This is a genomic window from Thermococcus atlanticus (assembly GCF_054657855.1).
Genome location: NZ_BAAHXX010000001.1, coordinates 1,247,522 through 1,261,289, shown reverse-complemented (window position 1 = coordinate 1,261,289; position 13,768 = coordinate 1,247,522). Strand labels below are relative to the sequence as shown.

Sequence of the window (13,768 nt, the reverse complement as noted above, 5' to 3'; positions counted from 1 at the left end):
TCAAATCTTTCCCGGGAGTGTCGAACAGGCAAAAAGCTTAATTACCTCAATGGTGACCTTTGGATGATTAAAATGCTTGAGGGAATCTTTGTTCCCCATGTAACTCCATTTGAGGAAGATGAAAAAATCAACAGGAAAATACTTGCTGAACTTATACAGTACTTCGAGGATGCCGGCATAACGGGTTTTGTAACGCTGGGAAGCAATGGAGAGTTTCCCTATCTCAGCACCTCCGAGAAGCTGGAGGTTCTGGAAACAGTCCGAAACACAACTGACAGACCTGTAATAGCGGGGGTAACTGAAAATTCAACAAGGGAAACTCTGGAGCTTGGGAGAAAAGCCTGGGACATCGGGGTTGATGCCCTTCTTATAGCACCGCCATTCTACTTCAAACCCAGAGATTCTGAGCTCTTTGCACACTACTCTTTAATTGCAGGGAAAATCGATGCCCCGGTAATAATATACAACGTCCCCAAGTTCACGGGGTTAAACATAGGGCTGGATGTCATTGAGCGTCTGGTGCATGAGCATTCAAACATCGTGGGGATAAAGGACTCAAGCGGGTCAACGGGCAGGATTGCCGAGCTGATACGGCGTGTTGGAGACGAGATAGCTGTTTTGGCTGGCACTGCAGATGTCATTCTCCCCGCGCTCATGCTGGGAGCGAGTGGAGCGGTTGTTGCAGTTGCAAACGTCGCCCCCCGGCTGTGCGTGGAGCTCTACAATGCCTTTACTGAGATGAAGCTTGAAAGGGCCAGAAAGCTGCAGATTCTGATAAACCTGCTCAACGAGGTGCTCGTGAAGAGGCTCAATCAGGTGAGCGCCATAAAGGAGGCCATGAACATGCTCGGCCTTGCGGTTGGATATCCCAGAATGCCATCCCTGCCTTTAGGTGAGGATGAGGTTCAGGAGGTTGAGATGGTACTGATAGAGACAGGACTGCTTTAAAGGCTCCTGAAAAGCCGTTTGATGAAACGAAAAGCCTCTTCTTCAGGCATTATCTCCTCTTTGACTTCGTCCAGCATTTTATGCTCGCTCGCCCTCCCCTTTATGCGGAGGGATTTTTTCAGGGAGGGATACGCTCCTATCAAAGCTGTGCCAAGTGATCCGAGGGGAGCGGTTACGCCATGACCCATGAGAATTTTTCCGACAAAAGCCCCCGTCAGCAGAAGAATCGCCGAAAGGGCTAGATTCACGAATCTCTTCACGCCTGATATGGGAAACTCGGCATAGGGGATTCTCCCATCCACACCATCGACGTATGCCCTGCACGTGAAGAAACCGTATTTGTATATGACCCTCCAGATGGGATAGTAAACAAGTCCCTCAAGCTCCGCACTCTTTGTTCTGAGGGACACATCAACTCCGCTCCAGTGGTAGTATCTCCGGGCCTCCTTCTTCAGGGACTCCCTGACCGCTGCGACAGCAGCCCTTCTGGCATCCTCAACATCCATCCTCTTCTCAAGCAGCTCCCCTTTAATCTCATCTCTCTCAAAATATCTCCGTCCTTTGGCAGGCAGCGGATAGTTGATGAGTTCCTCGAAGCCCTCAGCCGCGGGAACCACGATGTAGTTCATGAACTCAACCCTCCCGGATCCCTCTACGCTCACATAGCCGTGATGTGCGCTCCCCTCAGCTTCAACGAAGAAGACGTAAAAGGGCACGTAGAAGAGCCTCTGGTCGAGTATCCGGGCCTTTGAATCCACGTCGTTCGGGGATATGCTCTGAAGCCGGATAAAGCTCATCAGAAAATGTCTCGGGTTCTGAACCTTAAGGGGATACATGAAGTCCCTTGCCTCACCGAGCTTTATTCTGAACCCGCAGTAGGGGCATTTCACGATTCCCTCTCCTTCAGCCTCAAAGGCTGCTCCGCAGTTTGGGCATTTCACCCTCATCTCTCCACCCTCACATCCCAGCTCATTCTTTTCCCGTATCCCCTGGCAATTTCATAACCGGAGTACAGGCCGGCCACAACTATGAGAATTGGAATCAGGGCACCTTTCTTCATCTCCGCCACAGCCCTCCAGAAGGCGGCATTCCCAACGAGTGCCGCAAAGAATCCGGCTATAACAACTCCAGCGGCAGCCATCGCAAGATAGCCCGCCTTTCTCCATATCCTCATGGGTTCAAGCGCCACGATTTCTTTTCCTGTGTGTCCATCATAGGCAACAAAATATGTGCCGCCCTCGAAATCATAGTAAATTCTCCACACCGGGTAGAATACGAGGGCAAAATCCTCCACCTCCCCGCTGAAACTAAAGCTCAGCACTTCATTATCCTCCGGGACGTAAAGCTCCTTTGCCTTATCTGAAGCCCTGTCAAGAAGTATTTCCTCGGCCCGCTTCCGTCCGAACTCGGTATTCAGGAAATCCAGCTTCAGGCTCTCCCACTCCTCAACCCCCAGCTCCCTCAGAGGTTTTATCTCGATTTTTGATGAGAGCGTCTGTTTGAGGTCTTTAAGGGAGATGTGTCCCTTTTCCATCTTTCGTGTTAGCTCCTCAAGGGCCACGTCGTAGACGCTCCTTCTTCCGGAGGCACACACGAGAAGGGTCTCACTAAACTTTCTATGCCTTATGACCCTCCTCTTCTCACTTCCCCTCTTTTCATAGACCTCATACCTGACGTATCCCGTCGCTCTGACCCTGCCGAACCACAGCGGGATGTAGAATCCCTCCACCTTCACAATGCTGATTTTATCCCTCGCTCCCGTGAAGTCCCTGTCCCTTCTCATCCTCTCCCAGAAACGCCTGACAACCTCCTTCTCCGGCAGGCTCTCCACGAAAAATGTGTTGCTCTCCCCGAATATCTCATCGAATGAATTTGGAAAACCGCAGTAAGGGCACACAACGATTATGTCCTCGGGTGATGCATCCAGAGGGGCACCGCACCGCCTGCACTTCAGGGTCTGAATGATTACCACCATAAATAGGGAGAAACTGATGTTTAAAAGTTTTTGGCTCAGTCCGGGCGTGTCTAAAAGTTGGGGGTTGTTTCGTTTTGTGAGTAGCTTGAAGTTTTTTGCCTGTTAAAGATCCCTCCGGAAGAGACTTTACCGTTCTGGTTAGCCGTAATTTGTGTAAATTTTGTAAGCCTCGTTACGGATAACCTTCCACCCTCCCATCTTCATGGGGTGGCTTTCGGGGGGAACGGTAACTCCCCACATTTTTAGGGCTTTTCAGCAGTCCCCATTCGGGCTTAAAACCCCACATACCGGAGACCACCACACTACTCAAGAATAAACTCCAGAACTATTTTAAAAATTACGGAAAACAAAAACTAACGAATGTTACACTTCCTACCCTATACAAAACAGCCCACCATACAAACATCAACAATCTTAAACACGCCGGCTCAGTCTTGGTCGATGCGGGCATCCGCTACCCCAAAGGCCAATCTCATCATCGCCGTGTTCACTTTTGGAAAATCCCTTAAAAGCTCACCTGTATTTCAGCCAGAAGTACCGCGATGCCACTCCGAATGACGGAAACCGGGAACAGAAAAGCACCTCACAGGACGTTGAGATACTTATGCACCTGAAAGCTCAGCCCGACGTTCTTCCGGCCCATAATCAGAGCCGCCTCACGGTAGAGCTCCATCAGGCGGGTCTGCGGGATATCAACCGGCTCCCTCGGCTGGATTACAAGGGGGGCTAGGCCTTTTAAAAGCTCGGCATACCAGCGGACGTTTTCAAGCCGGGTCTCTGATGTAACAACGAGCTTGGCGTAGACCTCCGCTCCAGCTTTCCTCAGGATTTTGATGCTCTCAACCTCCCTCAAAACGAGACCCCTCCAGTCATCCGTCGCTCTGGCAGTCTCGTCCTTTATGTCAACGCTGGCATAGTCGGTGAGGGTGGCAACCTCCCTGATGAGCTCAGGCAATCCTCCGTGTGTCTCAAGGAAGCTGGAAAAGCCGAGCTCCTTCATGCGCTCCATGAGGGCCTTTAATGGTTTTATCTGGAGTGTTGGCTCTCCGCCTGTGTAGCTTATCGAGTGTATATCCCCCGTGTCAATACGAAGAACGGCGTTGATAACATCATCGAGTGAAGCGGGGTTGGGCAGGTATTCAAACTTTCCTGTGAAGGGCTCGACCTCATAGCGCCAGCGTGAAACGCGGGAGGCATCTATGTATTCCCGGGAATCACACCACCTGCAGTGGAGGTCGCAGCCCGCAAACCGGACGAAAATCTGCCTTCTCCCGAAGGCGCTTCCGGAGACGCTGCCCCCCTCACCCTGCCAGCTGTTGAAGACCTCGGCCATTATGAGCTTCATATTTACACCTGCCCCGAAATGGCTTTTAACCTTTTAGCCCGTCAGCCGGACACAGCCTTTTTATCCCATGCCCCGAAAAGTCTCAGGGTGATATCATGAGGTTTGCCGGAGTCGACCTGAAAGAGCCAAAGGTTATGGGTGTTATCAACGTATCCCCTGAGAGCTTCTACAAGGGGAGCGTCAAAAACAGTGAAAAGGAGCTCGTTGAGACCGTGCTCAGGATGGTTGAGGAGGGAGCTTCCTTCATCGATATCGGGGCAAAATCCACCGCACCCTATCTCGAAACCCAGATATCCGTTGAGGAGGAGATAAGAAGGGCAGTATGGGCCGTGAGCACTGTAAGGGATTACGTGGATGTCCCTATAAGCATTGATACAACAAACTCCCGGGTGGCAGAGGAGGCCGTCAGGGCAGGTGCTGATGTAATAAACGATGTTACAGGCTTCAAAGGGGATGGACGGATGGCAGAGGTTGTCGGAGAATACGGCATTCCGGTTGTTCTCTGCGCCCACACCCGGAATATTAACCTGAAGGATCCGGTGCGCACGGCTATCAGTGCCCTTCAGGAGAGTCTGGTTATTGCCCGGGAGCACGGGATTGAGGAGGTTGCCATTGACCCTGCAATTGGCTTTCTCCGCCCTGAGTGGCCGCCGTGGTATGAGTGGGACTCCAGAATCCTTGCAAATCTCAACATGCTGAAGATTTTTGGAAAGCCCATCCTCGTGGGTGTATCGAGGAAGTCATTCATAGGTGCCATAACAGGAAGAAAAGCCGAAGAAAGGCTGGCTGGAAGTCTGGCGGCGACTGCGGTGGCCGTGTTCAACGGGGCGAATATAATCAGGGCCCATGATGTCAGGGAGACCGTGGATGCTGTTAAGGTTGCAGGATTCATGGGGAGGCTTAGAGGTTGATGGGACTTCAAACATCCTGCCTTTAGCGGGAGGTTAGCTCACTGAACCCCTAATGGGAGGAGGTCAGTTTAAACCGTTTCTGATTTCATGTCTCTTATTATCTCCTCCAGCACAGACATCATGCAGAGATCAAGGTCTTTGGTTCTGTAATATTTCCTTACAACCATCTTCTTTTCATCAAACTCAACCCGATATTCAAGAAAGCCGCTGTTCAGTAGTTTTCGAAGATGTGAAATCAGGAGGGGTTTGGATATCCCGAGTGCCTCTCTAAGCTGTTTGCTGGTTTTTTCTTCATTTAAACATAAAGCGAGGATTTTAAGCCGTATAGGATTTGAAAGAGCCTTGAAAATGTTAGCACTTCTTTCCGCTATATCCTGCGTGATGACACATCCCCCGCTCTTTTGTCTTAAATTACCGTTTAACCATTAATTATTCTTTAAGTTCTTCCCTGAGCTCTCTGATTTCCTTTCTCAAAAGCCTTATCTCTTCAAGAAGGCCTTCCATCGCTTCATCAATCTTGGGATTTTGGCCAGCGGACTGCTGGGGGCTTGAATACCTGGCAATTAAAAACACAAAACCTGCAATAATCACTATTAAAATCAGCCATCCAACGAACTCCATTCCGGGTGGAAGTGGTGGCATGGGCATGTGGTTTTCACCTCCCCTCCCCATTCAGGATATCCCGTATCCCATGCAGGGCTTCCACTGCCAGATGGGCGTAAACCCTGCTCTCCTTGTATCTGCCATCATTATAGAGTTTTTCGGATTTTGTATAAAACCGCTCTGCAAGCTCTTTGAGATCCATGACTTCTCCTGATGATTTTGAATTTTGAAGTATCCTGTTGACTTCCTGCAACTCCCTGTATGCATGCCATATTTCATCTCTGGCTATTTCCTTCTCTGATGGCGGGGCGGGAGGTTTAAGCTCAGGTTGTGGGGCATTTTGTGGTGGAGCCGGAGATTGTGGGGCATTTTCGGGTTGCTGGGGAATAGGGGGTGCTCCCGGCTGAACCTTTCCAGGTTGTGGCGGAGCGGGGATGTCCTGCGGATGGGACTGTTCAGGTTGTTGTGGATTTTGTGGTGTTTGTGGTCCGCCCGGAGGGAGCTGTGGTGGGAGTTCGTCTCCGCTAACTACAACAAAAACCAAACCACTAAGTGCAAGAATCAGTAACAGAATACCTGCTTTTTTAAATGCGTTCAACATATGATTCACCGGGTAAATATTTATTTACCTACTATATAAACCTTTCGCTATTTGTTTTTAAACATTCAAACCCAGACGGGTCTTAGAGTTCAACGCCCCTTATCCTGTCGCTCACATAGCCTTCAAGAATTTCCACCCTTACCTCTCTTTTATCGCCCGTCAGGTCGCTCATGAGCTGAACCCCTCTCACATAGTCCCAAAGTCTTCTCCGGGCGGATTCTGTTATCCGCTCACACATCACTATAATCTCCCCGGCATTCTCCCTGCTGGCGATTTCCACGACCTTCATGGCATCCTCCTCATCGAAAAGGCCTTTCTTTTTGAAGAGCACCTCAACCACCCCTAAATATACCCCATGAGCACAGCGACGGCATCCTCAAAAATCTCCCTGTCCTCGGCATCCACAACATGCTCAAGATACTGCAAAGCCCGGAGATTTATGATTATGTATGCCTGCCCCCTGTCGAGGCCGAGGGCGTATGCATCGTAAAACACCATCTCCCTCCCCAGTGTCTCGTTGAGCATCTCGACGAAGTAGTTTATCTCCTCCACCGTCAGTTCATCCCACTCACTCTCCATCTCGTCGAAATAGCGCTCCATCACCCGGAGGGTTTCGAGGTCAAGATTCAGGGTTCCCTCCACATAGGGGAACTCTCCGAGGCGGAATACTTTAACCCCTTCCTCATCCCGGATCGCAATTGAATCCCAGAGGACTATGCCCTCCACAACATTTCCGCTGCCATACCTGCCGGCGAGATATGTAAATGCCTGAAGTACGCTGTCCATTTCGTCTATAAAAAGTTCTTCATCCTGGAAACTGAGTATCTTGCTTATCGTGCCTGCCATATTCATCAGTTTCCACTCAAACTTAATCATTATAAGCCTTTGGCATCTATTTTATAATGCCCGACGAGTATCGGGTTGCGATGAGGGGCCGACATTTCCAGAGGCCCCCTTATTTCCCGCATACATAGCAACTGCCGGAAACACGACGGCTATCCTGAAAGCCCCAGCAGGAAGGCTTTTATATCCCCCGCCCGAACTTTTTAGAGGTGTTGGCATGGTAACGCTCATAATTGCGGAGAAGCCCAACGTCGCCAGAAAAATCGCCTATGCCCTCGCTGAGGGAAAGCCCGTGAGAAAGACGCTGAATGGAGTTTCCTATTACGAGTTCAACCGCGATGGAAAAAGGGTTATTGTGGCCCCTGCCGTTGGCCACCTCTTCACGCTCGCACCGAAGACCAAGGTATACGGTTACCCCATTTTTGAGGTTGAATGGGTGCCCGTCTATGTTGCGGAGAAGGGAAAAAGCTATGCCAGGGACTATGTTAAGACATTGAGAGAGCTCGCCAAAAGGGCAGATGAATTCATAGTGGCCTGCGATTATGACACCGAGGGGGAGGTCATCGGATACACTGCCCTGAAATATGCCTGCGGCGTCGACCCTTCCAAAGCAAAGAGGATGAAATTCTCCGCCCTAACCAGAAAAGACCTCCTGAGGGCATGGTATAACCTGGAGCCAACCATCAACTTTGGAATGGCCGATGCCGGGATAGCGAGACATGTGCTCGACTGGTACTGGGGGGTCAACCTCTCAAGGGCTCTGACGCAGTCCATAAAAAGGGCGAGCGGAAAGTGGATGGTTCTTTCAACCGGTCGTGTTCAGGGCCCCACACTCAGGTTTCTGGTGGAGAGGGAGAGGGAGATAGCAAACTTCAAGCCAACTCCATACTGGGTAATTAAAATGCTCCTCGAAAAGAACGGGGAGCAATACACGGCAGTTTACGAAAAAGAGAGAATTCTTGACGAAAACGAAGCTAAAAGAATTGTGGAGGAAGCGAGGAGAGGCCCCGCATTTGTTGAGAGGATTGATGTAAAACAGCAGAGGAGGAATCCGCCATATCCATTTGATCTTGGAACGCTCCAGCGTGAGGCCTATTCCGCCTTCGGCTACTCACCGAAGAAGACACTTGAGATTGCACAGAAGCTCTACGAGCGCGCTTTACTCAGCTATCCAAGGACCTCATCACAGAAGCTCCCGAAAAATCTGAACTTCAAGACCATAATCCAGAACCTCGCAAAGCTGCCGGAGTACAAACCCTTTGCCCATGAGCTCCTCGGAAAGGGTTATCTGAAACCCGTTGAGGGTTCAAAGGACGACCCTGCCCATCCTGCAATCTACCCCACTGGCGAGATTCCAAAGAGCGGAGACCTGACAAAGGACGAACGGAACATATACGACCTCGTCGTGCGCCGCTTTTTGGCAGCATTTGCCGACCCCGCACTTAGGGAGATAATGAAAATCATAATCAACTCCGGTGGCCATCATTTTATCCTGAGCGGGGCACGCACATTAAAGGAGGGCTGGCTCAAGGTCTACGGAAAATACGTCAAATTCGATGAGGTGATACTGCCAAAGTTCAGGGAGGGCGAGCCCGTAAATGTCATCCAGATAAAGCGCGAGAAGAAGAAGACGAAGCCCCCTGCCAGGTATTCTCCGGCAGCTGTGATCAAGAAGATGGAAGATCTTGGCATAGGGACAAAAGCCACGCGCGCCCAGATACTGGAGACCCTCTATGCGAGGGGCTACATTGAGGGCAAGAGGAAGATTAAGGTGACACCCCTGGGGATGAATGTGGTTGAAGCCCTTGAGAAAAACGTCCCCGACATAGTGAGCGTACAGCTGACAAAGGGTTTTGAGGAGAAGATGGAGGAAATAATGAAGAGGAAGCTGAGCAGGGAGAAGGTCATAGACGAGTCGAAGGAGCAGCTGATGAAAATCCTGAAGGAGTTCAGGGCGAGGGAGGAGGAAATCGGCAGAGAGCTTGTGAAAAGGTTGATTGAAGACCGGAACGGGGATAAAAACACGAAAAAGAAAAAAGCTGTTAAAGAGCTGAGCGAAGAGGAGGAGCGTGAGATTAAGCGGGAAGCGGATAGGAAGGTCATTGTGGTGGGAAAATGCCCGAAGTGCGGCGGAGACCTGGTGGTGAGATACAACCGCAGAACAGGAAAGAGGTTCGTTGGCTGCTCAAACTGGCCGAAGTGCAACGTTACCTACCCCCTTCTCCAGAGAGGGCAGATAATCCCCACAAACAGGACATGCTGTGACGGTGCTCCCGTGGTTAAAATACGTGAAAAGGGCAGGGAATACGAGATTTGCTTGGATATGAACTGCAAGGAGTGGAAGAAAGGGAAGAGGTGATCAGAGCAGCTCCTTGAGGAGCCTTATCCTCCGCGGGCTCAGGAGAACCTTCGGATGCTTGAGGAGGGCCTTGATGACCTCCCCGTAATCTCCCCCCGCTATCTTTTCTGCATCCGCACCGCTGAGTATCTGGATGAAGAGGTCGAGGTCTTCGTCGGTGAGCTTCTCCGTAACCCGTCTGGCCTTCAGGACTTTTTCCAGCCTCCTTCCGTCCTTCTCCCACCACTCCCTCGTGTAGTTCTGCAGGAGTGATAGGTTCTCCTCCTCAAGGGCCTTTATCATCCATCTGCTGGCTATTGTTGCAGCTTCCATTGCCTCCGCCATCCCACCGCCGTGCATCGGGTTTACCTGCCTCGCAGCATCGCCAACGACGAGAACGTTGTCCCTCACAAGCTCCTTCACAAAGCCACCCACGGGCACTGCACCGACGTTTATTTCGAGAAGCTTCTTCGCCGGGATGCCCCTCTCCCTGAGCCACTTGTCGAGGTAGTACTTGGCTGTCTTCGGGTTGTCGGAGTTGATGCCTATGCCGACGTTGGCCCTGTCCTCATCCTTCGGAAACACCCAGACGTAACCGCGAGGCGCTATTTCGTTGCCGAACCAGAGGTGAATCAGATCCGGGTCGTAGCCCTCTATGAGCATTTCATACTCGTAGGAGGAGTCGAACTCGTGGGGAGGCGCGTAGGTGTTTATTCCAGCCCACCTCGCCACCATGCTTTCAACGCCGTCAGCCGCGACGATTATCTCCGCCTCGATTTCAACGGGCTCTCCTTCATGCTTTGCCCTGATCCCGGCTATTCTGCCTTCCCTCCTTATCAGACCTGTTGCTTCCGTTCTCGGCCACACATCGGCGCCCGCTCTGGCGGCGTAGAATGCCAGCATCTTGTCGAAGACCTTTCTCTCGATGATAACACCGCTGACTTTCTTATACCTCAGCTCAAGCTCATAGCCGCTTGGAGAATAGAGCTTCGCCCCGTAGATTTCACGGTTTATGAAGCGTTTATCGTAAGGAATGTCATATTTATCAAAAACCCCTATGCTTATTCCCTCCCCGCAGCGTTTGGGGGATCCGATTTCAGCTTTTTTGTCTATCATGAGGACATCGTATCCTGCCTTGGCGAGGTTCCTCGCTATTATCGGGCCTGCAATGCCGGCTCCCACGACGACCACATCGTACCTCATGGCTCTCCCTCCAGAGGAACTGCTTTAAGTGCCCCCACAGGACAGGCGGTGATGCAGATTTTACATGATATGCATTTATCAATGAAGAATTCCCATCTTGACCCAACGTTTATTGCCAGGGTTGGGCACATGCCGGCGCATCCCCCGCAGAGGTAGCACCGGTCATCATCCACGACGATTTTAACCTTCTCCACCATTTTTAACACCCTGCTGCAGCTTTTCTGCGTCGATTTTAATTCTATCCCCTTTTATGATTAACGGTATGAACCTGTTAAGCTCCTCCACCTTCCTTGCAACCTCCCTCTCCTTGAGGTTTAGCCTGTCGCTCAGGTCGTCTATGGTCGCCTCGCCGTACAGGAGCACATAGTGCAGAATTGCAAGCTGGGTCATGTCTCCTATCTCCCGGAGGTAGGTGTCCTTGATCTTCCTCATCATCCTGTCCCTGTAGCTCTCCACGGCTTTAAGAGCCTTTAGAATTTTCCTGAGTTCTCTGTCGGCCTCGATAAAGCTTCTGACCATTGAGAGAAGGTCGGGAGGCTCGATGTCCAACCCTGCGAGTTTTATTGTGACGTCCTCCATCGCGGGATTCTTCTCCAGCTGCAGGTTCTCATACCAGAAGAGGTTGGGGGTTAGCGTTGCCACATATGTTGCGGAATGCACTATCTCATAGTACTTTCTTGTGGGGCCGACGAAGGGTCCCTCTTTTTCAAATGACTGGATTATCCCCTCCCTTTCCATTATCTTGAGGTGCTTGGAGACCGCAGTGGAGGATACGCTAACCTTGTTGCTTAAAAAGCTGAAATAGCATTCGGTGCATGTTAAATGGCTGAGTAAATCCCGCCTAACCTTGTTCCCCAGGATGTAAAAAATATCCGGCTCATTCATGTCCCACACCACCCAAATTTGTGACGTAAAGTTTATATAGTGTTCATCCGAACCCAACCCGAAACTTTAAATTTGTCAAATCTGATAAATCGTTGCACTCTAAAGGTTATAAACCTTTAGTCGAGAAAGGAGGTGTTAGTATGGGACTGATCAGCGATGGAGACAAGAAGGTTATAAAGGAAGAATTCTTTTCAAAGATGACTAGGCCGGTTAAGATCATCGGATTCACAGGAAAGGAGCACTGCCAGTACTGTGACCAGCTGAAGCAGCTCGTCCAGGAGCTGAGCGAGCTCAGCGACAAGCTCACCTACGAGTTCCACGACTTTGACAGCGAGGAGGGCAGGAAAATAGCCGAACAGTACAGGATTGACCGCGCACCGGCCATCACAATAACCCAGGACGGAAGGGACATGGGCGTCAGGTTCTTCGGCCTTCCGGCCGGACACGAGTTCGGGGCGTTCCTTGAGGACATAGTTGATGTTAGCAATGCCACAACAGACCTCATGCCGGACAGCAAGGAAGAGCTGGCGAAGGTCGACAGGGACGTCAGGATACTCGTCTTCGTAACCCCGACCTGCCCCTACTGCCCGCTCGCCGTCAGGATGGCCCACAAGTTTGCAATTGAGAACGCCCTCTCAGGGAGGGACAGGATACTGGGGGACATGGTGGAGGCCATTGAATACCCCGAATGGGCTGACAGGTACAGGGTAATGGCTGTGCCGAAAATCATCATTCAGGTCGATGGAGAGGACAGGGTGGAGTTTGAGGGGGCTTATCCGGAGAAGATGTTCATGGAGAAGCTCCTTGCCGCCCTTGAATGACCTCTTTTTTATTCTTAATTTCTTAATTTTAAAATTTTAACAATTTTAAAACTAAAATTTAAATTTAATGTGGGATTGTGGGATAAACAGCCGCTGCTACTCCTCCGCCCGGAGCTTCAACCCGCTGTGCTCCTGTTTGAGCTTCTCGACTTTCTCCGCAATCTCATCGCTCAGCGCCCTGAGCTGCTCTGCCAGTTTTTCAAGCTCCTTTATCGCCTCATCAAGGGCTTTTTCACGCTCTTCAACTTCCTCCATCGCCTGGGCGAGTCTTTCCTCCTCCTCTCTCCTGTACACCTCTATCCTCAGGCTGTCATAGTCCCATACAATCCCTCCTGCCTCAATAGAGAACCCTATGGAGATTCTGACAACGTCCTCCTTCCTCACTCCCATCTCCCTGAACCTCTCAAAGAGATACTGGTTGAGTTCTGCAGAGGCTCTGACGACCTCTCTGGGGTCGACCTTTCCGCGTGTAACGGCAAAAAGAACTTTCCTGATTTTGTTTGCATAACCCGATGCCCTCACATAGCCGCTCCGCAGCTCCATGGGCATCACCAAAAGGTATTTTAGCCAGAAGATATAAATAACTATCGGTGAAAAAAATGAACATCCTTCTTTTTGGCCCTCCTGGAAGCGGAAAGTCGACCCATTCGAGAACCATAATGAAGAGGTACAGCCTAACATACATAGCTTCGGGAGACATAATCCGGGAAGAAATAAAGAAAAGGAGCACTTTAGGGCTGGAGATGAAGAAGTTCATCGAGGAGGGAGATTTACTCCCGGACACCGTGATAAACACCCTCGTTCTCTCCAAGCTGCGGAGGGTGAGGGAGAACTTCATCATCGACGGCTACCCGAGAACGGCGGAACAGGTGCTGGCACTGGAGAATTACCTCTATGATCACGGTATAAAAATGGATGCCGCCATAGACATCTACATCACGAAAGAGGAGAGCGTGCAGAGAATTTCCGGGAGGAGGATATGCTCCAGCTGCGGTGCGGTTTATCACATCAGATACAATCCACCCAGAATCCCGGATAGATGCGACATCTGCGGAGGCACGCTTGTCCAGAGGGGTGATGACAGGCCTGAAGTCGCCGAGAAAAGGTATGACATCTACGTGGGCAATATGAGCCCGATAATTAAATTCTACAAGAAGCAGGGCATCTATGTAAAGATTGACGGTCATGGGAGCATAAATGAGGTGTGGGAGCGTATAAGACCCCTGCTGGATTACATACACAACCGCGAGAGGAAGAGGAAAACTTATGAATAATTGGGGAGAAAATGGATTAGG

Annotated in this window: 17 protein-coding genes; 5 read left to right on the top strand and 12 right to left on the bottom strand. The window is 50.7% G+C overall.

Annotated elements, in window-relative coordinates:
• Nucleotides 1–63: 63 nt before the first annotated feature.
• Nucleotides 64–948 carry a 4-hydroxy-tetrahydrodipicolinate synthase gene (gene dapA, locus ACYQ27_RS06655; RefSeq protein ID WP_456396269.1) on the top strand — a complete coding sequence of 295 codons (885 nt, stop codon included), beginning with the start codon at nucleotides 64–66 and terminating at the stop codon, nucleotides 946–948.
• Here the strand turns inward: dapA and ACYQ27_RS06650 are convergent.
• The 3 genes from ACYQ27_RS06650 to ACYQ27_RS06640 all read right to left on the bottom strand — a co-directional run bounded on the left by ACYQ27_RS06650 (nucleotide 945) and on the right by ACYQ27_RS06640 (nucleotide 4,268).
• On the bottom strand, nucleotides 945–1,895 hold the full coding sequence (locus ACYQ27_RS06650; protein ID WP_460041319.1) for a TFIIB-type zinc ribbon-containing protein: 951 nt from the start codon (nucleotides 1,893–1,895) through the stop codon (nucleotides 945–947). The genes dapA and ACYQ27_RS06650 overlap by 4 nt on opposite strands.
• Nucleotides 1,892–2,923 (bottom strand): TFIIB-type zinc ribbon-containing protein, encoded by a 1,032-nt coding sequence (locus ACYQ27_RS06645; RefSeq protein WP_456452018.1) that lies wholly within the window; start codon nucleotides 2,921–2,923, stop codon nucleotides 1,892–1,894. Before ACYQ27_RS06645 ends, ACYQ27_RS06650 begins: the two co-directional genes overlap by 4 nt.
• Before the next feature lie 583 nt (nucleotides 2,924–3,506).
• Entirely contained in the window at nucleotides 3,507–4,268 is a 762-nt protein-coding gene (locus ACYQ27_RS06640; protein WP_460041318.1) for a 7-carboxy-7-deazaguanine synthase QueE, read from the bottom strand.
• Between the two features lie 95 nt (nucleotides 4,269–4,363).
• On the opposite strand from ACYQ27_RS06640, the gene folP reads away from it, so the two are divergent.
• Nucleotides 4,364–5,179 carry a dihydropteroate synthase gene (gene folP, locus ACYQ27_RS06635; RefSeq protein WP_460041317.1) on the top strand — a complete coding sequence of 272 codons (816 nt, stop codon included), beginning with the start codon at nucleotides 4,364–4,366 and terminating at the stop codon, nucleotides 5,177–5,179.
• 68 nt (nucleotides 5,180–5,247) lie between these two features.
• Here folP and ACYQ27_RS06630 read toward each other — a convergent pair whose 3' ends face one another.
• From ACYQ27_RS06630 to ACYQ27_RS06610, 5 genes are all read right to left on the bottom strand, one after another.
• Entirely contained in the window at nucleotides 5,248–5,505 is a 258-nt protein-coding gene (locus ACYQ27_RS06630) for an ArsR family transcriptional regulator (protein WP_456452050.1), read from the bottom strand.
• 103 nt (nucleotides 5,506–5,608) lie between these two features.
• Entirely contained in the window at nucleotides 5,609–5,827 is a 219-nt protein-coding gene (locus ACYQ27_RS06625; RefSeq protein WP_456452012.1) for a hypothetical protein, read from the bottom strand.
• 7 nt (nucleotides 5,828–5,834) lie between these two features.
• On the bottom strand, nucleotides 5,835–6,392 hold the full coding sequence (locus ACYQ27_RS06620) for a hypothetical protein (RefSeq protein WP_460041316.1): 558 nt from the start codon (nucleotides 6,390–6,392) through the stop codon (nucleotides 5,835–5,837).
• 73 nt (nucleotides 6,393–6,465) lie between these two features.
• Nucleotides 6,466–6,714 (bottom strand): hypothetical protein, encoded by a 249-nt coding sequence (locus ACYQ27_RS06615; protein ID WP_460041315.1) that lies wholly within the window; start codon nucleotides 6,712–6,714, stop codon nucleotides 6,466–6,468.
• A gap of 11 nt (nucleotides 6,715–6,725) precedes the next feature.
• Nucleotides 6,726–7,229, bottom strand: coding sequence for a hypothetical protein (locus ACYQ27_RS06610; protein WP_460041831.1), 504 nt, complete (start codon nucleotides 7,227–7,229; stop codon nucleotides 6,726–6,728).
• 214 nt (nucleotides 7,230–7,443) lie between these two features.
• Between ACYQ27_RS06610 and topA the strand changes: the two genes are divergently transcribed.
• Entirely contained in the window at nucleotides 7,444–9,585 is a 2,142-nt protein-coding gene (topA, locus tag ACYQ27_RS06605; protein WP_456452004.1) for a DNA topoisomerase I, read from the top strand.
• On the opposite strand, the gene ACYQ27_RS06600 is transcribed toward topA, so the two are convergent.
• The 3 genes from ACYQ27_RS06600 to surR are packed head-to-tail and all read right to left on the bottom strand — an operon-like array spanning nucleotide 9,586 to nucleotide 11,652.
• The gene (locus ACYQ27_RS06600) at nucleotides 9,586–10,767 is read right to left on the bottom strand and encodes a geranylgeranyl reductase family protein (protein ID WP_456396259.1); all 1,182 of its coding nucleotides are present in this window, start codon (nucleotides 10,765–10,767) and stop codon (nucleotides 9,586–9,588) included.
• Nucleotides 10,764–10,964 (bottom strand): DUF362 domain-containing protein, encoded by a 201-nt coding sequence (locus ACYQ27_RS06595; protein ID WP_460041314.1) that lies wholly within the window; start codon nucleotides 10,962–10,964, stop codon nucleotides 10,764–10,766. The genes ACYQ27_RS06600 and ACYQ27_RS06595 overlap by 4 nt, the downstream gene beginning before the upstream one ends.
• A complete protein-coding gene (gene surR, locus ACYQ27_RS06590) occupies nucleotides 10,948–11,652 on the bottom strand; it encodes a sulfur metabolism transcriptional regulator SurR (protein WP_456396257.1) in 705 nt (234 codons plus the stop codon). The genes ACYQ27_RS06595 and surR overlap by 17 nt, the downstream gene beginning before the upstream one ends.
• 140 nt (nucleotides 11,653–11,792) lie before the next feature.
• Between surR and pdo the strand changes: the two genes are divergently transcribed.
• A complete protein-coding gene (pdo, locus tag ACYQ27_RS06585) occupies nucleotides 11,793–12,473 on the top strand; it encodes a protein disulfide oxidoreductase (protein ID WP_456452000.1) in 681 nt (226 codons plus the stop codon).
• A 96-nt stretch (nucleotides 12,474–12,569) separates the two neighbouring features.
• Here pdo and ACYQ27_RS06580 read toward each other — a convergent pair whose 3' ends face one another.
• Nucleotides 12,570–13,022 carry a single- stranded DNA-binding family protein gene (locus ACYQ27_RS06580; RefSeq protein ID WP_456452048.1) on the bottom strand — a complete coding sequence of 151 codons (453 nt, stop codon included), beginning with the start codon at nucleotides 13,020–13,022 and terminating at the stop codon, nucleotides 12,570–12,572.
• Between the two features lie 50 nt (nucleotides 13,023–13,072).
• Between ACYQ27_RS06580 and ACYQ27_RS06575 the strand changes: the two genes are divergently transcribed.
• Nucleotides 13,073–13,747 (top strand): adenylate kinase, encoded by a 675-nt coding sequence (locus ACYQ27_RS06575; RefSeq protein ID WP_456395810.1) that lies wholly within the window; start codon nucleotides 13,073–13,075, stop codon nucleotides 13,745–13,747.
• Nucleotides 13,748–13,768: the final 21 nt, after the last annotated feature.

Bases quoted from the DNA above. Each gene is read 5' to 3' on its own strand.
- dapA (WP_456396269.1), top strand. From the start codon at position 64: ATGATTAAAATGCTTGAGGGAATCTTTGTTCCCCATGTAACTCCATTT.
- ACYQ27_RS06650 (WP_460041319.1), bottom strand. From the start codon at position 1,895: ATGAGGGTGAAATGCCCAAACTGCGGAGCAGCCTTTGAGGCTGAAGGA.
- ACYQ27_RS06645 (WP_456452018.1), bottom strand. From the start codon at position 2,923: ATGGTGGTAATCATTCAGACCCTGAAGTGCAGGCGGTGCGGTGCCCCT.
- ACYQ27_RS06640 (WP_460041318.1), bottom strand. From the start codon at position 4,268: ATGAAGCTCATAATGGCCGAGGTCTTCAACAGCTGGCAGGGTGAGGGG.
- folP (WP_460041317.1), top strand. From the start codon at position 4,364: ATGAGGTTTGCCGGAGTCGACCTGAAAGAGCCAAAGGTTATGGGTGTT.
- ACYQ27_RS06625 (WP_456452012.1), bottom strand. From the start codon at position 5,827: ATGCCCATGCCACCACTTCCACCCGGAATGGAGTTCGTTGGATGGCTG.
- ACYQ27_RS06610 (WP_460041831.1), bottom strand. From the start codon at position 7,229: ATGGCAGGCACGATAAGCAAGATACTCAGTTTCCAGGATGAAGAACTT.
- topA (WP_456452004.1), top strand. From the start codon at position 7,444: ATGGTAACGCTCATAATTGCGGAGAAGCCCAACGTCGCCAGAAAAATC.
- ACYQ27_RS06600 (WP_456396259.1), bottom strand. From the start codon at position 10,767: ATGAGGTACGATGTGGTCGTCGTGGGAGCCGGCATTGCAGGCCCGATA.
- ACYQ27_RS06595 (WP_460041314.1), bottom strand. From the start codon at position 10,964: ATGGTGGAGAAGGTTAAAATCGTCGTGGATGATGACCGGTGCTACCTC.
- surR (WP_456396257.1), bottom strand. From the start codon at position 11,652: ATGAATGAGCCGGATATTTTTTACATCCTGGGGAACAAGGTTAGGCGG.
- pdo (WP_456452000.1), top strand. From the start codon at position 11,793: ATGGGACTGATCAGCGATGGAGACAAGAAGGTTATAAAGGAAGAATTC.
- ACYQ27_RS06580 (WP_456452048.1), bottom strand. From the start codon at position 13,022: ATGCCCATGGAGCTGCGGAGCGGCTATGTGAGGGCATCGGGTTATGCA.
- ACYQ27_RS06575 (WP_456395810.1), top strand. From the start codon at position 13,073: ATGAACATCCTTCTTTTTGGCCCTCCTGGAAGCGGAAAGTCGACCCAT.